This window comes from Flavobacterium sp. K5-23 (assembly GCF_023278045.1).
Taxonomy (GTDB): Bacteria; Bacteroidota; Bacteroidia; order Flavobacteriales; family Flavobacteriaceae; genus Flavobacterium.
In genome coordinates this window covers 313,861-332,563 of the sequence record NZ_CP056783.1, presented here as the reverse complement: position 1 = coordinate 332,563, position 18,703 = coordinate 313,861, and the positions used below count along the sequence as shown (strand labels likewise).

At 33.7% G+C, this 18,703-nt stretch carries 18 protein-coding genes; 8 read left to right on the top strand and 10 right to left on the bottom strand.

The features are described 5' to 3' along the window. Window positions 1-54: 54 nt before the first annotated feature. Window positions 55-606: a hypothetical protein gene (locus tag FLAK523_RS01560; RefSeq protein ID WP_248905795.1), complete on the bottom strand. Its 552-nt coding sequence runs from the start codon at window positions 604-606 to the stop codon at window positions 55-57. Between the two features lie 123 nt (window positions 607-729). Next, the gene (locus tag FLAK523_RS01555) at window positions 730-1,338 is read right to left on the bottom strand and encodes a cytochrome c (RefSeq protein ID WP_248905793.1); all 609 of its coding nucleotides are present in this window, start codon (window positions 1,336-1,338) and stop codon (window positions 730-732) included. Between the two features lie 326 nt (window positions 1,339-1,664). On the opposite strand from FLAK523_RS01555, the gene FLAK523_RS01550 reads away from it, so the two are divergent. Beyond that, a complete protein-coding gene (locus tag FLAK523_RS01550; RefSeq protein ID WP_248905791.1) occupies window positions 1,665-2,492 on the top strand; it encodes an MOSC domain-containing protein in 828 nt (275 codons plus the stop codon). 124 nt (window positions 2,493-2,616) lie between these two features. On the opposite strand, the gene FLAK523_RS01545 is transcribed toward FLAK523_RS01550, so the two are convergent. From FLAK523_RS01545 to FLAK523_RS01525, 5 genes are all read right to left on the bottom strand, one after another. Continuing rightward, on the bottom strand, window positions 2,617-2,787 hold the full coding sequence (locus FLAK523_RS01545) for a hypothetical protein (RefSeq protein WP_248905789.1): 171 nt from the start codon (window positions 2,785-2,787) through the stop codon (window positions 2,617-2,619). 76 nt (window positions 2,788-2,863) lie between these two features. Then, window positions 2,864-3,235 carry a hypothetical protein gene (locus tag FLAK523_RS01540; RefSeq protein WP_248905787.1) on the bottom strand — a complete coding sequence of 124 codons (372 nt, stop codon included), beginning with the start codon at window positions 3,233-3,235 and terminating at the stop codon, window positions 2,864-2,866. A gap of 284 nt (window positions 3,236-3,519) precedes the next feature. Next, window positions 3,520-3,993 carry an SRPBCC domain-containing protein gene (locus FLAK523_RS01535; RefSeq protein ID WP_248905786.1) on the bottom strand — a complete coding sequence of 158 codons (474 nt, stop codon included), beginning with the start codon at window positions 3,991-3,993 and terminating at the stop codon, window positions 3,520-3,522. A gap of 240 nt (window positions 3,994-4,233) precedes the next feature. Next, window positions 4,234-4,731: a hypothetical protein gene (locus tag FLAK523_RS01530; RefSeq protein ID WP_248905784.1), complete on the bottom strand. Its 498-nt coding sequence runs from the start codon at window positions 4,729-4,731 to the stop codon at window positions 4,234-4,236. Continuing rightward, window positions 4,724-5,701 (bottom strand): hypothetical protein, encoded by a 978-nt coding sequence (locus tag FLAK523_RS01525; protein WP_248905782.1) that lies wholly within the window; start codon window positions 5,699-5,701, stop codon window positions 4,724-4,726. The genes FLAK523_RS01530 and FLAK523_RS01525 overlap by 8 nt, the downstream gene beginning before the upstream one ends. A 406-nt stretch (window positions 5,702-6,107) precedes the next feature. Here FLAK523_RS01525 and FLAK523_RS01520 point away from each other — a divergent pair, with 406 nt between their 5' ends. The 6 genes from FLAK523_RS01520 (at window position 6,108) to FLAK523_RS01495 (ending at window position 11,344) form a co-directional block, all read left to right on the top strand. Further along, window positions 6,108-7,433: a trigger factor gene (locus tag FLAK523_RS01520; RefSeq protein WP_248905780.1), complete on the top strand. Its 1,326-nt coding sequence runs from the start codon at window positions 6,108-6,110 to the stop codon at window positions 7,431-7,433. 221 nt (window positions 7,434-7,654) lie between these two features. Then, entirely contained in the window at window positions 7,655-8,329 is a 675-nt protein-coding gene (clpP, locus tag FLAK523_RS01515) for an ATP-dependent Clp endopeptidase proteolytic subunit ClpP (protein WP_248905779.1), read from the top strand. Window positions 8,330-8,496: 167 nt separating this feature from the next. Further along, window positions 8,497-9,729: an ATP-dependent Clp protease ATP-binding subunit ClpX gene (gene clpX / locus FLAK523_RS01510; protein WP_248905777.1), complete on the top strand. Its 1,233-nt coding sequence runs from the start codon at window positions 8,497-8,499 to the stop codon at window positions 9,727-9,729. Between the two features lie 276 nt (window positions 9,730-10,005). Next, window positions 10,006-10,413 carry a VOC family protein gene (locus FLAK523_RS01505; protein ID WP_248905775.1) on the top strand — a complete coding sequence of 136 codons (408 nt, stop codon included), beginning with the start codon at window positions 10,006-10,008 and terminating at the stop codon, window positions 10,411-10,413. A gap of 34 nt (window positions 10,414-10,447) precedes the next feature. Further along, window positions 10,448-10,888, top strand: coding sequence for an SRPBCC domain-containing protein (locus FLAK523_RS01500; RefSeq protein WP_248905773.1), 441 nt, complete (start codon window positions 10,448-10,450; stop codon window positions 10,886-10,888). Window positions 10,889-10,912: 24 nt separating this feature from the next. Continuing rightward, window positions 10,913-11,344, top strand: coding sequence for a VOC family protein (locus tag FLAK523_RS01495; RefSeq protein WP_248905771.1), 432 nt, complete (start codon window positions 10,913-10,915; stop codon window positions 11,342-11,344). Window positions 11,345-11,499: 155 nt separating this feature from the next. On the opposite strand, the gene FLAK523_RS01490 is transcribed toward FLAK523_RS01495, so the two are convergent. Next, window positions 11,500-13,026, bottom strand: coding sequence for a GH3 auxin-responsive promoter family protein (locus tag FLAK523_RS01490; protein ID WP_248905768.1), 1,527 nt, complete (start codon window positions 13,024-13,026; stop codon window positions 11,500-11,502). 182 nt (window positions 13,027-13,208) lie between these two features. Between FLAK523_RS01490 and FLAK523_RS01485 the strand changes: the two genes are divergently transcribed. Further along, window positions 13,209-14,003 carry a DUF2797 domain-containing protein gene (locus tag FLAK523_RS01485; RefSeq protein ID WP_248905766.1) on the top strand — a complete coding sequence of 265 codons (795 nt, stop codon included), beginning with the start codon at window positions 13,209-13,211 and terminating at the stop codon, window positions 14,001-14,003. 89 nt (window positions 14,004-14,092) lie between these two features. Here FLAK523_RS01485 and FLAK523_RS01480 read toward each other — a convergent pair whose 3' ends face one another. Both FLAK523_RS01480 and sppA read right to left on the bottom strand, forming a co-directional pair. After that, the gene (locus tag FLAK523_RS01480; RefSeq protein ID WP_248905764.1) at window positions 14,093-16,732 is read right to left on the bottom strand and encodes an AsmA-like C-terminal region-containing protein; all 2,640 of its coding nucleotides are present in this window, start codon (window positions 16,730-16,732) and stop codon (window positions 14,093-14,095) included. A 150-nt stretch (window positions 16,733-16,882) separates the two neighbouring features. Continuing rightward, complete coding sequence (sppA, locus tag FLAK523_RS01475; RefSeq protein ID WP_248905763.1) at window positions 16,883-18,643, bottom strand: signal peptide peptidase SppA; 1,761 nt, start codon at window positions 18,641-18,643, stop codon at window positions 16,883-16,885. Window positions 18,644-18,703 lie beyond the last annotated feature (60 nt).

Genomic DNA, 18,703 nt, shown 5'->3' with positions numbered 1-18,703 from the left:
AACATCTTTTTTTGTTATTATATTTGGCACTTCCTCAGGGAAGCCATTTTTATTTCATTGCTTTTTAAGCATCGCCTGATTAATTTGTATCGTTATCTCGTCGCTCCAACCTTCCGGCAAAAAGATTCCGAAATCGCTTAATAGCAATTTAAAATTAAGAGTAAGCAAATTAGAAAAGGTTTCGTTGCCCGCAATGTGTTTAAGTTGCCCATTTGCATATATTGTTTTTATTATTTTATTCATATGCAGTTCTGCCGTAAAATTTAGTTTCTGATCTGGATGTTCTAAAGTATTCACGAAAGGAATGTTCAGTTTTCCTTTCAGTATTACAGGCATTAGGGATAAGTTGGTGAGTATCACATTCAATGAGTCTGTCGTAGTGCGTAAAGTAGCCGGATTAAGTGTTAATGTGATATCAGCAGTTTCATAATTGAGTAAAACAAACAAATGATCGTTACTGGCAATTACTATGGAATCCCTGTATGAGCCAATAACGGCTATAATCCCTTCCCTTGTCTGGTATCTTTGCTGTGCTTTAGTTGAAAAGTTCCAAAGTAGCACTACTATAATAGTGAATGCCCTTGCTATTTTTAAAATTTTTGCCATTGCTTTATACTTATATTGCGTTATGTGTTTGCTTATAATTACTTTTCTTAACTTGAAATATTCTTCATTCCTTTAAAAATTATTCAGTTATTAACATTCGAATCATTCCTGTTTTTTTATTGTTTAATGATTTTGCCCGTGGTGTTCCATCATTTCATCTGGATTTTTTAGAGAGTTCACAAATACGTAAACAGAAAGGATTTCCTCTTCGCTCAGGGTGTTTTCCCATCCCGTCATTGCGGTTCCCTTTATTCCTTTTTTTATGAGGTATATTCGACCCTGGTTTGAATAAAAGGAGGAATGTTCTGGATTGGTAAAATCGGCTGGTTTTGGCTGTAATCCAGCTGATCCGGGACCATCTCCTTTGCCTCCATTACCATGGCAACTAACGCAATTTTTTGTGAATACGTCTTTGCCTTGCGCAAGTTGTTCTGTTGTGCCGGGAGATACGGGCTGATTGTACTTTTCTCCCAATTCCAGTTTTAACCATTCTTTGGTTTCATTCATACGTTGAGAATGCCCGCTGTGTTCATCCATATGATTTTCCTCTTCTTTTTGTTGAGGGTAGTTCTGTTCAACTGGTTTCTGTTTTTTATCTGAATTTTGGCAGGAAGTAAGTGTCAGTAATGCAAACGTCACAACGGCAACGATTGTAAACTCTATTTTTAGGACTCGGAGGAGTTTATGTAGTGTGTGTTTGAAGAGTTCACTTTGTTGTTCTGATGTTTTCATGGCTGTAGTTTTTAAGTCGACTCATAAGCCTGATCGACACCTATTTTTAATGCCCTCAATTCTTGGATGAACAGGCATTCTTGCTTGTTCCTGTGAATTAAAGCATTAATTTTTTTTTATTGTCAATTGAATATTGAACAGTGTATAATGATTTGATAATCAGTATTTTGAATCTTTTTTTAATTTAATATAAATTTACGATTTATTTAAGTGCGTATCTTCTTTTTTGTAAAAACATTAATTTTCCCGATTCTTATTAGGACTCAATCCGAATTGCCTACCGTTGGTAATTTGTTTTTATTATTTTTGAGGAAAATAAAGTAGTTATGCTTCAACTTTCGGAAATCTGGGTTTATCCAATAAAATCATTAGGCGGAATTAGCCTTCAAGAATCCAATGTTACACATCGAGGATTAGAACGCGATCGCCGTTGGATGTTGGTTGATGACAAAGGGGTTTTTCTTTCTCAAAGGGAAAATCCAGAACTGGCGCTTTTTGAAACTGAAATGGAAGAGGATTTTTTAATTATTAGCCACAGAGAAAAAACAGTTGAGAAAGTCAAAGTAGCACTATATCCAACTGCAAACACCGATACTGAAAATCTAGACGCCGTTGTTTGGGATGATACTGTTGCTGCCTATGAAGTGGACAAAACTATTTCGAATTGGTTTTCTGAAATTTTGGGATACTCCGTTCGATTGGTTTATATGCCAGAAGAGAGTCATAGAAAAGTTGATTCGGATTATGCGGTTACACCAGAAGATATCAATTCATTTTCGGATGGATTTCCTTATTTAATCATAGGACAGTCGTCTTTGGATGATTTAAATTCCCGTATGAAGGAAGCGGTGCCTATGAAACGATTCCGACCTAATTTTGTTTTTACCGGTGGTGAATCTTATGAAGAGGAAACGTGGAGTGAGTTTACCATAGGGAATCTCCCTTTTTATGGAGTTAAACCTTGCGGAAGATGCGTGATGATAACTGTAGATCCCGAAAAAGGAATCGTTGCCGGAAAAGAGCCTTTATTGACTTTGTCCAAATATAAAAGAGTAGGAAACAATGTGATTTTTGGACAAAATTTAATTGCCAAGCAGGAGGGAAGTGTTAGCATTGGAGATGTTGTGGCTGTATCTAAAAAAATAGGTTTTTAAATTTAGAAAAGTTTAACCATTAAGATATTAAGGGAAATAAGGTTGGTTTGTGTTTATGGAAATAATTTTTAAACAGTAACTGTATAAATACAAAAAGCCATGATGTACTCATGGCTTTTGTGTTTTATTGTTGTTCCGTTTGATTTTGTTTACCGTGAACTTTAGTGTCGCCTACGTTCATTCCGTTAGACATTCCTATCATAAATGCAGTAAGAAGCAGCATTAATTTTCTTTTAGCCCAAAGAATAGGGCGTTTGGATTGCTCCAAACGGGATTGGTTTTTGTGTTTATACATCGTGTAAATGATAAATGATTAGACATTAGGTATCATCGTTATGCTTGGAATAGCATATATGCGTAGAAAGAATTTTCTAGGCTATGTATAAATTGGTATAGGAGTTTCTAGCAGTTATCATCTCGTTTATAAAGAGACGTTGCATAGTAAATGAACTTATTTTTTGGTAAAGAAGTGTTCTTAATTTAAAGAGAACGGGAATTTTAAGGCTGTAACTAGCAGCAAACTGAAGAAAGCTAAAAGGAATTAGAAATGCTGTTTTTTCAGAAGTGTTAGTCTGATTAAAAACATATAATTTAGAACGGGAAGTATTCCATTCGTTATTTACAATTGCGTTTGAGAATTGATAATAATCAGCTGCATTGGATTGAAATTCTAAAGCACCATCATTCACCATCAGACCAAAAGCCAGGAAGAGAGAAATAAGATATTTTAAATATTTTGTCAATTTAGGAGATTTTAATTTGAAGCCAAAAGTACAAAACTAGATGTAAATTAATTTCTAAAAAAAGCAATTTGTTAAAACTGTTGAAGGTAGCTGAGTTTTTTTCTTATTTACACGAACTAAATGCATTTAGTTAAAATAAACGATGTTGGCTTGTCATTTCGACAAAGGAGAAATCACACTAGTTGCTCTCGGTATGTGATTTCTCCCTATGGTCGAAATGACAAATATATCCTTAAGTTAATGTTATTTCGATCACATTAGTCGAAGCTTTGTAATAGGTAGTTTTATTCTTTTAACACGGTATTGAGATTTTTAAAAAACATTTTCCATCCATCGACAATTCCTGAACTAAGAACATTTTTCTTTTGTTTCTCAGTTGCAAAACTTGAATATATTTTTATAAGCGTTTTATTGCCTAAAGGCTCAAAAACGATTTCAACAACAGTGGGTTCGTTGTTTTCTCTGTTGTCATCCCAAGAATCTTTATATACAAGTCGATTGGGTTTGTCAAGTAAAAGATACTCTCCTTTTGTTGGGTAAATTTCGCCTTCCGGGGATTTCATATGAACCCTGAAGTAGCCACCCACTTTCAGATCCATTTCGGCTAGAGCGACCGAAAATCCAGTAGGACAAAACCACTTTTTAAATACCTCCAGATCAGTCCAAGCATCGTAAACAGTGTTGCAGTTTGCATCTATTTTGTAATCAAGTAGTAACATTGGTTCTAGATAGTTCTCTGTCTTAAAAAGCTCTTTCATATTTCCTTTTTTTAATTACATACAACATTTAGACTATGGTTTTCAATGCTTTCGCGAGTGTCCCGCTCGTGCCCTCGATAAAAATTAATTTGGTGTTGTTAAAAATGATTAATCAATAATAAAGATAATTCATATTTGTCTTTATTGACGCTATTTTATATTTTTATACTGTGTATTTACGAGCGGGAGGCTCGCGCTAGCCTGGGAGGGACATTACGCTCTAGCCAGCACGGGATCAACTTATTTCTGCATTTTTAAAATTAAACCTAACACATAATAGCATCTTAAAAAAGTAGTTAATATAATTATAAGTCCTGTTATGTTTAAGAAGAACATATAGGGAGATTCTTCTTTAGGTAAAATTAATTTTGAAAAATAAATAAGAAAAGATATTATAATTAATGAAATAACACCTTTTTGTAAAATCTCGATAGCTCTTTTGTAGAGGTTGCTTGCTAAGAAAATTTTAAAAGGGTTTGAATCATTTTTCAATTCTTCATTAGATAGTATTTGAGTACTTTTGAAAGAAATTAAAATTGTAATTAAAGTTAGAATGAAACCAGAAATTGTTAGGCCAATAGCACCTATGTCAGATGCAAAATCAAAATTAAATTCACCACAAGGTAATTTTATTAATTTACGCTCATTCAATATATAAAGAGATAATATTATTAAAATAGATAAACTATAATCATATAGTATAGGTTTATCATAGTATTTGTCTAAAATCTTAGCCATTATATTCTTCTAAATAATCATTAAATTGCAATGAAACTTTTTCAAATAGTTCTTTAGTGTCAAGGTTCCCAGATGTTTTTAATGAACATTCGGCTTCTATTTCTATTTTTCCTTTTAATAGATTAAAAATATCTTCTGTACCGTCTTCTCTTTCAAATTCCAGCATGAAATCGTCAATTTCTTCTGCAATTTTGTTGTCTTTTTGAATTGCCGAAAGAACCTTTTTAACGAATGTTAAAGCCTTAAGGTTTTTTTTACTAACTTCTTTTGAGTTTTTTCCACGATCTCTAAAAAAAGCGTCTATTTTTATAGATCTAGGTTCAATTGTATTGGCCAGCAAATTCATATTACCTATAAATGATCCTTGGACTACACTTGTAAGATAATTAAGTCTGCTCGGCTTAGCTTTAATTTCAAATTTTAGCACATCGGTTATAGAATTCAAGACATCATTTATAGGCATCTTCATATGTATTGACGCTTTACAAGATTTCGATATACGTAGCATCTTATGTGAAGATATTTGTCTAAAATAGTATTCGATATCATTAATTCTAGGTCCGTTAGAATTAAATTCACAACAGACAACGGGAACTTTTCCATTTACGTCAATATAAAAATTAGTTACTTCAGCGATGTCATGTGAATCTAATTTATTGAATTCAGCTATAGAATAGTTTGATTTGTTGACAAGAGTTGGTATTTTTCCTGCTCTAATGAGGGCAATCCTACATTTATATATTTTTTCAGTGAGACTATACGCTGCTGATGCTACAAATAAATTTCTTGGTAACTCATCTTTTCTATCTTCATGCCTATCTAAGACAATTGCTTGTCCGTTTTGAGTTCTCTCATCGTTAATTCTTTGAAGACATTCAACTAGTATTGATTTTGATGATTTAGCTGTTCCATTATATGGCGTAAATATTAAGTCAAATAGATGGAATTTTATTAAGGTTTTAATTGTCATATAAGTTTTTTTGAGTTTAGCACATAAGTATGTATGATAAAACCATATACAGCCACCCGATTCTGGGTAGATAGGTATGACAACCGTCATGCTTTATTCATTGTTCAAATATATAATAATTATCTTATAAATTATAAAAAGCACATTTATTGTTGACTACTTCGAACTGCGTGAGGGATGGAAGTGGAGCTCTTTATTGTTTTATCCCACAGGGTAAAATAATAAAAGCGGGAACGAACAGTCTGACCCTTGTGGTCACGCCCAAAATAAAATCAAATGGAGGAGATTTCGGGCAATAGAATCGGCTGAAAATCAATACTGAAGGTTCGGGGGTAAAAAGCTTGGTTGGCTTGGAAAAATTTTATAATTTTGCAGGCGAATTTTATCATGTAAATTAAAGAAGAAGATGGATATCAAAAGAGTAGCAATAGACGCTGTAAATGAAACGATTGTAATGACAGTTGTTCACATGGATTACAAAGGTCAAGTGGCAAAAAGAATAAACGAAAAAATGCCTTTGGCAACTGTTAAAGGATTTAGAAAAGGGGCTGTGCCTAAAGATCTTGTTGAAAAACAATACGGTAAAGCAATAAAAGAAGAAGAAGTTAAAAAAGTGGTTGACTTGGCTTTAGAGCGTTTTGTTCAATCAGAAAGATTAAACCTTCTTGGGACTCCACTTCCTAAAGTTAACGAAGATTTTTCTTGGGATGCTGAAGAATTGGTTTTTGAATATGAAATTGGATTGGTTCCTAACTTCGAATTAGACTTAGACGCTAAAAACGATATCGTAAAATATGTAGTTACTGCTGATGATAAATTAATCGAAGGTCAAGTAACACGTATCCAAAAACAATTTGGTACTGCAATTCCTCAAGAGGTTGTTGCTGCTGACTCAGATGTTACCGGAACGTTCACAAACGAAGAAAAAGGAATTAATAACGCAACTACTGTTGCTGCTGATCTTTTTAAAGACAAAGCTACTTTTGATTTATTCATAGGTAAAAAAGTAGGTGACGTTGTTACTGTAAATACTAAAGGTTTATTTGAAGACGATCACCAATTGATGGACGTTATGAAAGTAAATCATGATGATGTTCACGGTCTTGATGCTGATGTAAGCTTCACTATCGAAGCGATCAACACGGCTGAACTGGCTGAATTGAATCAAGAATTGTTTGACAAATTGTTTGGAGCTGGAACTGTAGCTTCACTTGAGGAGTTGAAAGCAAAAATCAAAGAAGATGCTGAGGCGCAATTTGCAACTCAAGCAGACCAAAAATTATTAGGTGATGTTACTGAATTTTTAATCGAAAACACAAAATTCGATTTGCCTTCAGCATTCCTTAAAAAATGGTTGCAAACTGTAGGTGAGAAAAAATTATCTCCTGAAGAGGCTGAAGTTGAATATGCACGTTCTGAAAAAGGATTGCGTTTTCAATTGATCGAAGGTAGAGCTATGGCTCAATCAGACATCAAAATCACTTTTGAAGACTTGAAAACTTTCACTACAAAAAACATCCGTCAACAAATGGCACAATTTGGACAAGCAAATCCTACGGACGCTGAAGTTCAAGGAATTGTTGCAAGAGTTTTGTCTAACCAAGACGAAGTGAAAAGACTTTCTGACCAAGTTGTAGCAGAGAAATTATTGGAATTGTTTAAAGAAAAAGCAATGCCAACAACTAAAGAAGTTACTTACGATCAATTTATCGCTGCGTCTTACGGAGAATAAATTTAGTTTGTGATGTTGTAAAGTCGAAAGTCAAAAGCCCTCAAAGAGCAAGAGATTATTAAAATTTTATGATTTCATTACAGATGGTAAACAATAAAAAATAGTTATATTTGAGCGTCAGAAATTTTTTTCTGACGCTCTTTATTTTTAAATGTTTAAGGTTTAAAGTTCCAAGTGGAACGCCCTTAAACTTTAAACTTTAAACCTTAAACTAAAAAAGAATGAACTACGGTAAAGAATTCAAAAAATTTGCTACAAAGCACCAAGGAGTAAATGCGATGTATTACGATAAAATCGTAGCCGCTATGAACCCTACAAATATGACTCCTTATATCATTGAAGAGCGCCAATTGAACATCTCTCAATTAGACGTTTTTTCGAGACTGATGATGGACAGGATTATTTTTCTAGGTACAGGAATTGATGACCAAATTGCTAATATCGTTCAAGCACAGTTGTTATTCTTAGAAAGTGCAGATGCTTCTAAAGACATTCAAATTTATTTGAACTCTCCTGGAGGAAGTGTTTATGCAGGTTTAGGAATTTATGACACGATGCAATACATCAAGCCAGATGTAGCTACAATATGTACAGGTATGGCTGCTTCTATGGGAGCGGTATTATTATGTGCAGGAGCCGAAGGAAAACGTTCAGCATTGCCACATTCAAGAGTAATGATTCACCAACCATCAGGAGGAGCTCAAGGAGTAGCATCTGATATGGAAATCAACTTGAGAGAAATGTTGAAACTGAAAGACGAATTGTATAAAATCATTTCGCAGCATTCAGGAAAACCTTTCGAAAAAGTTTATGCTGATAGTGAACGTGACTATTGGATGATTGCTGATGAAGCAAAAGAATACGGAATGATTGATGAAGTGTTGAGAAAAAGTTAATTTTTTAAGTTTCAAAGCGACAAAGGAGCTAAGTTTCAAAGTTATTTCCTTTGTGTTTTGAGGTTTATTAAAGTGATTAAAATAAAAAGTTTCAGGTTACTATTTTCTGAGTTCTATATATCGACCTTTGAACCTATGTAACTTTGAACCTTTGTAACTAAAAAAAGATGGCGAAAGAAAAATTAGAATGCTCATTTTGTGGAAGGAAGAAGCCAGAAACCCAATTATTAATTGCGGGAATTGATGCGCATATCTGTGATAAATGTATTGAGCAAGCGCATGGAATTGTACTTGAAGAAATAAAATCAGGTGGAAGTTCTAAATTAGTTGGTGATCTTGTTTTAAAGAAACCAAAAGAGATTAGAGCGTTCTTAGACCAATACGTTATTGGGCAAGACCAAACTAAAAAAGTAATGGCAGTTGCCGTTTACAATCACTACAAACGTTTAATGCAACAGCAACTGGACGATGAAGTAGAGATTGAAAAAAGTAATATCATCATGGTAGGACAAACCGGAACTGGTAAAACATTAGTTGCAAAAACAATTGCAAAAATGCTTGACGTTCCTTTGGCTATTGTGGATGCTACGGTACTAACTGAAGCAGGTTATGTGGGTGAAGATGTCGAAAGTATTTTGACTCGTTTACTTCAAGCTGCTGATTATGATGTGGCCAAAGCGGAACGCGGAATTGTATTCATCGATGAAATTGACAAGATTGCCCGTAAGAGCGATAATCCATCAATAACACGTGATGTTTCAGGAGAAGGGGTACAGCAAGCTTTATTGAAATTACTGGAAGGAACTGTTGTAAACGTACCACCTAAAGGAGGACGTAAACATCCAGACCAAAAATTTGTTGAGGTAAACACGCAAAATATTTTGTTTATCGCCGGTGGTGCTTTTGATGGTGTTGAAAGAATTATTTCAAAACGATTGAACCGTCAGGCTGTAGGTTATTCTACTTCTAAAAACGTGGATAACATTGACAAGGATAATTTATTGCAATACATTATCCCAAAAGACATCAAAGATTTTGGTTTGATTCCAGAGATTATCGGGCGTTTGCCAGTGTTAACTCATATGGATCCATTAGACAGAGAAACATTAAGAGCGATCTTAACTCAGCCTAAGAATGCATTAATCAAACAGTATCAAAAATTGTTCTTGATGGATGATGTGGAATTCAGTATTACTGATGCAGCATTAGATTTTATTGTTGATAAAGCATTAGAATACAAATTAGGTGCTCGTGGATTGCGTTCTTTATGTGAAGCAATCTTAACGGATGCGATGTATGAATTACCAAGTTCTGATGATAAAATATTAGAAATTGACGTTGATTATGCAAAAGAAACTTTGAATAAAAATTTATTGAAGCGATTAGAAATTGCTTCTTAAATAATAGAATAAACAATACAATTCAAACCTACTCCGTAAAACGAGTAGGTTTTTTTATGGGCTAAAGCCAAATGTTTCTCAAATAAGTATAAGGCTGGGTGTCATTTTGTTATTGGGTTAAATTTTTCATAAAAGAGGATTTGATTTTAAATAAGTTGTAAATTTAATATCCAATATAACACTGATATTCCCGAAGCTTTACAGCAGCAAGATTGGTAAACACTTTTGGGTATTTTAAAAAATTTCCGAAAGGAATTTCATTTAAATTCATAAAATATGACCAAACAAATCTGGCTGAATTTACCGGTAAAAGAGGTGGCGAAATCAAAGGCTTTTTTCGCTAAACTTGGTTTTTCTTTTAATGAACAACATGATACGACACATTCAAGTTGTATGTTAGTGGGTGAATCTAATTTTGTGGTAATGCTTTTTGAAGAATCAATGTTTGAGGGATTTGTACAAAATAAAATCACGAATACACAATCCAGTTCTGAACTGCTAATTTCAATTGATGCGCAGAGCAGGGAAGAAGTAGATGCGTTTGCTAAAAAAGTGATTGATGCTGGAGGAACGCTTTTTGCAAAACCTTCGTTAAAAGAAGGCTGGATGTACGGTTGCGGTTTTGCAGATTTAGATGGGCATCGCTGGAATATGCTGTATATGGATTTTACTAAAATGCCATAATAATAGTTTTATTTGAACCAAAAAAAGATACAAGATGACAACATTGGAATTCAAAATCGAGATAAATGCCCCAAAAGAGAAGGTTTGGGACGTTTTATGGAATGAAGACACATACAAACAATGGACATCCGTTTTTTGCGAAGGAAATTATGTAGTAAGTGATTGGAAAGAAGGCAGTAAAATTCATTTTTTATCCCCAAAAGGAGACGGAATGAATGGTGTTATCGAAAAGAAAATTCCAAATGAATACATCGCATTTAAACACATAAGTGAAATAAAGAACTTTGTAGAAGTGCCTTTTGATTCTAAAGTACAAGAATGGTCAGGTTCCATGGAAACCTATCGATTAACCGAAAATAACGGTGTTACTGTTTTAGAAGCTAAAATGGACTCGGTTGAGGAATATATTGATTATTTCAAAACCACATTCCCAAAAGGATTGGATTTGGTAAAGAAACTTTCAGAGGAAAAATAAAAAAGTAATTTAAAAACCACAATTATGGCAACAATAAATCCTTATTTAATATTTAACGGCAATTGCGAAGAAGCATTTTTATTTTATCAATCGGTATTTGGTGGGGAATTCCCGTATATGGGAAAGTTTAAAGATATGCCTTCTGAAGGTACTCCAGCGATTTCTGAAGAAGATGCCAACAAGATTATGCACATCACTTTACCAATAGGAAACGGATCCATTTTAATGGGAAGCGACAGTAATTCGGCAAGTGGAGAAGTTGTGTTTGGAGGGAATGTTTCTCTTTCTGTCAATGCGAACACAAAGGAAGAAGCGGATAAAATGTATAATGGTCTCTCAGCAGGAGGGAATCCTTTTATGCCAATGAGTAAAACTTTTTGGGGTGCTTATTTCGGGATGTTGGTGGATAAGTTTGGTATCCACTGGATGGTGAATTTTGACGAAAAAGAAAATTAATTTCCGTTGTAGCAAATTATATTTTGCTGCTTGATTTCCATTTTTTTAAGGTGGTGAGGAGCTTTACAAATACCTCTTGGCCCGCACGACAAACGTCTTGGTCCGCAAGAAGTGAGTATAGAAAGTGCAAAGACAATTGGTAGAATTTTTTTCATTTATATAATTATTTTAACCTGCATGTTTTTTAGCTGTTCCAGATAATCTCTTTGATTGGATAGCCTTGGGATTTTATGTTGTCCGCCTAATTTATCGCGATCTTTTAGCCAATCATAAAACAAATTTTCACGAGCTATGTTTATAGTTAACGTGTTAAGTGTCATATTATTGTATCGTTTGGCTTCGTAGTCTGAATTTAGGGATTGTAACGTTTCGTCCAATGCTTTTTGGAAAACAGCGATATCGTCCGGTGCCTTTTTAAATTCAATCATCCATTCATGAGACCCTTTTTCCTTGTCTATCATAAATATGGGTGCAACGGTATAATCTATAACTTCGGAATTTGTTAGTCTACAGGCTTTGGCGATGGCTTGGTCTGTGTTTTCGACCATCAATTCTTCACCAAAAACATTGATATGGTGTTTGGTTCTTCCTGTTACTCTAATGCGGTACGGGTTTAAGGATGTAAAACGAACCGTGTCACCTATTAGATAACGCCACAAACCGGAATTGGTTGTAATGACGATGGCATAATTTTTTGCAAGTTCGACATCAGCTAAACGAACGGTTTTTTGATTGGGTGTCCCAAAAGTATCCATTGGAATAAATTCATAGAAAATACCATAGTCTAACATTAGCAATAAATCACTGGAATAGTTAAGGTCTTGAATCGCGAAAAACCCTTCGGAGGCATTGTATATCTCGTAATATTTAAAGTCTTTTTTTGGAAGGATGTTTTTATATTGTTCTCGGTAGGGTTCAAAATTCACACCGCCATGGAAATATACTTCCAGGTTTGGCCAAATTTCGAGTAAATTACCTTTTCCGGTTTCCTCCAGCATTTTGTTCATTAGTACCAACATCCAAGAAGGAACTCCAGCAAAACTGGTGACATTTTCTTTTTTGGTTTCATTTATTATGGCAGCAATTTTAGTCTCCCATTCGCTCATAAGTGAAATTTTACTACTTGGTGTACTGCTGAATTCAGCCCAAACAGGCATATTTTCAATCAATATGGCTGATAAGTCACCAAAAAAAGTGTTGTTGTCTTCGTATATCTGGGAACTTCCGCCAAGTCGTAAACTCTTACCTAAAAAGAGCTCTGAATTTTCATTGTTGTTTAAATAAAGACATAATAAATCCTTACTTCCTTTGTAATGACAATCCTCTAATGCTTCGCTGCTAACGGGAATAAATTTGCTTTTGGCATTAGTGGTTCCGCTTGATTTAGCAAACCATTTAATAGGGGTTTCCCAAAACAGATTTTGTTCTCCATTCCTGGTTCTTTCTATCAACGGGTTAATGTCTTCGTAGCAGGTAACGGGAACTCTTTCAGCAAAAGTAGCGTAGGAATTAATGGAAGCAAAATCATAACTCTTGCCCAGCATCGTGTATTTTGACGACTGAATTAAATTCATAAGCAATTCTTCCTGAACCTCATTTGGGTATTTCAGGAAAAGTTCTATCTGGTGGATTCGTTGTTTTAAAACCCAAGATGCGAACGAATTGATTATAGTTAATGGCATTATATGAATTTATGATTTACAATATTAGATTTACGCTTTTGAATTTGAATATCAGTTTTCAAATGGTAACTTTGCAATTAAACCAAAAATAGTATTTTTTCTGAGATGAAGTCCTATTTAAAATTAAAATTCTAACCTAGCGGACTTTAATCAATGCCGTTTATTTTAAATCTTATATTCAAATGACTTACGAAGGTGTACTTACAAAAATGCAAACTGAATTTGGAGACCCAATCCAGTACTATTTGGTTTTTGAGAATAGTTTTCTCAATGTGAATCAATTGTTTAATAAGTCTATCGAAATTAATTTTGAAGGATACCAATGTTTGAATTGTAAAAAGAAGAAAAAAATATTCCGTCAGGGATGCTGTTACGATTGTTTTTATTCTAGTGCTTCGGTTGGTGACTGGATTATGAAACCAGAGTTGAGCACGGCACATCTTGGGATTGAAGATAGAGATCTAGCTTATGAGGAAAAAGTACAATTGCAACCTCATATTGTTTATTTGGCCTTGTCAAGTGAAGTGAAAGTAGGGGTAACACGTAAAACTCAAGTTCCTACAAGATGGATTGATCAAGGGGCGAATGAAGCTATTGCTATAGTTGAAGTGCCAAATCGTTATTTAGCAGGAATTACTGAGGTCGCACTTAAAAATCATTATGCTGATAAAACGAATTGGCGTAAGATGTTAACTAACAATGTGGAACACGTTGACTTAATTGCAGAACGTTTAAAGCTTGAGAGTCTTATTCCAGCAGAAGTTAAGGAGTATTTCTTTTCAGAAAAAAATGATTTATATCAAATGCATTTCCCGGTCCTCGAATATCCTGTAAAAGTGAATAGTCTTAATTTAGATAAAACACCTAATTTTCAAGGGAAATTGTCTGGAATAAAAGGGCAATATCTATTATTTGAAGACGGCACCGTTTTTAACATTCGAGGTTCTGAAGGGTATATAGTAAAGATTTCAGTATAGTAATAGTATATATACAATAAGAAATAAAATCAAAAAAGGGAATCTCAACATAATGAGATTCCCTTTTTTTAATATAATTAGTTTTTTGATTAATTAACCTTGGTTGTATCTACTACTTTTTTCTTTTTGTTAAACAAGCCTTTGATTAAATCGTCGGCTTTTGTTTTTACTTGTTCAGTAGCTTTAGTTTTAATTTCTTGTTTCACTTCCTCTTTAGTAGTTGGAACAACTGTTTTTGTAGTGTCTCCAGCTTTCTTGTTTTTATTGATTAAATCAGTTAAAGCGGATGTTCCTTGTTTTACTAATCTTTCTTTTTGCTGTTGTACTAATTGATTCGTCAAGTTAGTTACCGCTCCTTTTATATCTGTGGTAATTTTCGGGTTACTAAAATTACCAGTAAGAATTGCGTTTATTGGAATACTTTCCATTTTAGCCGCATCAGCTGGGGATAACTTAGCAATAAGTTCATTCGCTTCTGTTCCTAAATATTTTGCAGGGACATCAAATTTAATGTTGTAGTTCATATTTTGATCAAAGCCGTGAGATCCGCCAACAGTTGCTTTGATGTCTTGGTATTTAATGTCGAATGGTTTTATGTTTACTTTTCCATCTTTAAATGTAATTGCCGCTTTCAAGTCATTAAAATTGATTTTATTTAAATCTAAAAATTTAATATTTGATGTCAATGCCGTCAATAAAGTAGAGTTACTGGAGTTTACAGTTGTTGATAGTAACTGCCCTAATAAATCACCTGTTATGGTCTTTAAATCAGGACTCATAGTGTTTTCATTCAAATTCCCGTTCAGTTTTATGGTTGAATTTAATTTTCCATTGATAATTCCGGCAATAGGAGCAATCTTTTTTAGCATATCCAGTTGCGTGAAAGATTGCGCAATGTCTACTTGATTTAGGCCTAAATTCATATCAAATGTTGGCGTTTTTCCTTTAGTGGAAACAGCACCATTTAACCCAATTGTACCGCCAAATATGGATGTTTTTACATTCTCCATTGTTAGTTTTTCGTCTTTAACGATTAATTTTCCGGAGACTTCTCTCAAAGTCAAATTATCATATAAAACAGTATTTACGTTTGCTGTAAGCGTACAATCTAAGAAAGCAGGGATTTTCATCGCTTCTGCTTTTTTAGTTTCTGTAGTGGAGCTTTTTTCAGGAGTCATAAAATCACTAACAGCAATTTGATTCGAATTCAAATTGAAATTCCCTTTCAGATTTTGGTTTTTAAAAATAAAACCGTAGAAATTTTCTAAAACACCAGTTACATTAATGTCGCTTTTACCAGTTGTCGCTTTAAATTCTTTTAGGTTTACGATACTTGGATTAAACTGTACAAGAGCATTACTTATGTTCATTCCTTTTCCATTCTCATCCGTATAGTTAAAACCAGATAAGCTCATTGTTCCTGCATTGTTGATGTTTTGATACTGACTTTTTTCTACTGAAGCCATATCAAATTTGGTTACAACATCCGCTTTTAAAATCCCTGATAAAGGTTTTTCTAATTTTATTGGGTACGCTTTAGATAAATTCGCAAGATTGATTGTTCCTTTTAGTGCCGCGTCCACTATTGCATTTTGAGTGATGTTTCTAATATTTGCTTTAGCATTAAAAACATCCTGATCGATCTTGAAAGACAGTTTGTCTAAATTCACGTAAGTGTCATTTAAAATCCCCGTTTCGTTGATTATCTTAGTGTCAATTACAATATTTTGCACTTTTTTTGGTAAGTCAGGATATTGAAAAGAAGCATTATTTGAAGCTATTTTAACATTGAATTTAGGAACTGTTGAATCTGAATAGAGTCCTTTGGCAAAACCTGCAACAGTGAAATCACCAGTAGTTTTTACATTGTCTAAACTTGATGCATATGCGGCAGGGATTATTCCCAAGAAATTTTTGAAGGAGGATGTTGGCGTTTTAAATTTCAAATCATATTCTTGCCCAGCATCTACAAGTTGAATAAATCCGTCAAATTCTAAAGGCAATTGATTGACAAGTGCTTTGTTTTCTTTGAAAGTGTATTTGCTTTTGTCTAAATCTATTCCTAGAACGGCATCTAAAGTTAACGGTACCTTATTCATATAATTGACTTTATCCATGTAAAGAGAAACCTTGGCAGTGGATTTAGTAACTAAATCCAGTTTTTGAGCAGCAAAGTCACCAGTCCCTTCGTGATTTATGCTGTCAATCACCATTTTTATTTTGGATACTTCGTCAAAATACTTGAACTTGAAATTATCAATTTTGTAGCCCTGAATGTTTAATGCTAGCGGGTCACTTTTAGAATCGCCTTTTTTAGCGTTGTCTTTCAAAGCAATATCATAGTTTCCAATTCCGTCTTTATTAAAGATGATATTTATTAAACCGTTTTTTGAAGTTATTCCTTGAATGTTTATCGATTCGTTTTTGTCTTTAAAAAGTTCCTTGATAGACATTTTTAAATTCAGTTCTCCTAATGAAATTAAAGTGTCTCCCTCAAATGGTGCTTTGTTGATGATAACTAAACTGTCTAAAATAACAGTGGCATTGGGGAAGTTTTTAAATAAACTCAGGTCAACATCTGCAAATGAGACTTTAGCATCTACTTTGTCATTTATGGCGCTAGCGATTTTGGCTTTTATTTGGTCTTTAAAAAAATAAGGGATAGCAAATAAACTCAAGGTTAGCAGAAGAATTATAATTCCAGATATTTTTAAAATTTTCTTTAGCATATTACGATTTTTAAGTTTGTTTTATAAAAGCAAATACCTTGCCTTATTTTTTGTAAAATTAATGTTTATCTTACAGAATCTCAAAGTTTGGGTAATAAAAAAATCCGTTTTAGAATGAACTAAAACGGATTTTCAAGTAGCTACGTGAAATTATTTAATTGTAATCTCGTATGGCATCAACATTAGCATCCCTTTTTGATTCTGTGTTTTTTTAATTTGTTGCATAATGTTATAGTTCTCCAGTCCTATTTCTTCTTTTATAAAAGCCTCTTTCGATTTTGCAAAAGGAAGGTTAGCAAACAAATCATCGAAGTTTTTTTCGTATTCAGGAAAGTTTTTTGTGCTGTATTTTTTAGTTTTTGATAATTTAGCCGCTTCACGAATTGCATCATCCAAACCTCCAATTTTATCCACAAGACCATTTTTCACTGCTTCAGATCCTGCCCAAACTCTACCTTGAGCGATTGCATCAACTTGGGCAAAAGTCATTTTTCTTCCTTGAGCAACATGAGATACAAAAGTGTTGTAAACGTTCTCTACACTTTCTTGGGTTACTTCTTTAAATTTAGGGTCTAAAGGAACAAACGGACTGTATCTAGATGCGTTTTCATGTGTTCTTACTTGTTCAGTGTGGATGCCTATTTTTGTAGCCAACTGACTGAAGTTAGGCAATATTCCAAACACTCCAATAGAACCTGTTATTGTGTTTTTCTCAGCAAAAATTGTGTTAGCATTACAAGCAATGTAATACCCACCTGACGCAGCGTAATTACCCATTGACACTACAATTGGTTTTACTTTTTTAGTCAATTCAATTTCTCTCCAAATTAAATCTGAAGTCAAAGCGCTTCCACCTGGGCTATCTATACGAAGTACAATGGCTTTTATGTTTTTGCTTTTTCTTGCTTCTTGTAAAGAACGACGCATCGAACCTTCACCAATGATATTTACATCTCCTTCACCGCTTTGTATTTCTCCCTGTGCGTAAATAATTGCAATTTCGTCTTTAGCATCAGATATAGAAGAAGTCGTTGCTATCTTTTTAGCATATTCTAAGATTGAAACTTTATTATAGTCCTTGTCTTTAGTTACTTTTAATGCCTTTTTAATAGCATCATGATAAATATCTTCGTAGGCTATTATGTCAACAAGTTTTTGTTCTTTGGCCATAGCAGGAGTACGAGCTAATAATCCATTTGCAATTTCGTTAAGCTTTTCAATCGAAATTTTTCTGCTTTTTGAAATGTCGTAAGCAGTTGAGCTCCATACTGAGTTTAAAAGAGCTGTAATTTGTTCTCTATTAGCATCACTCATCTTGTTTTCAAGAAAAGGTTCTACGGCACTTTTGTATTTTCCATGACGTATTACTTCCATTTTGACACCTGTTTTTTCTTGTAGGTCTTTGAAAAACATAATTTCAGACGAAAGTCCTTTGAAATCCATTTCTCCTGATGGGTTTATGTATATAGGGCTTGCAACTGAGTTTAAATAATATTCTTTTTGAGAATAAGAATTGGCATAAGCCATAACAAATTTCCCTGATTTTTTAAAATCGATTAACGCATCTCTTAAAGCTTTACTTTGTGCCATTCCTAACGAAGACTGGCTGTTTAACATAGAAATTCCTTTTATGTTATCATCATTTTTGGCTTCATCAATTGCATTGATTATATCCGTTAGCCCGATGCTTTTTTTATCAGAAAAAAAAGTTACCCAAGGGTCTTTGTATTTTCCAGCATAGTCATTTGTTATTTTGTCTAAGTTTAATTCGATTACCGAATCGCTTTTTACTTCAACAGCTTCTGGTTCTCCGCCAAAAATAGTGGCAATTAAGATTATCCCAAAAAAGAATAACATAAAGAAGACAAATATACCAATGATGGTTGACATTACATTTCGAAGAAAGTTCATAAAATTTATTTTATTAATAAGTAGCACAATTGCTGGAAATGTTACAGTTTTTAGTTTAAA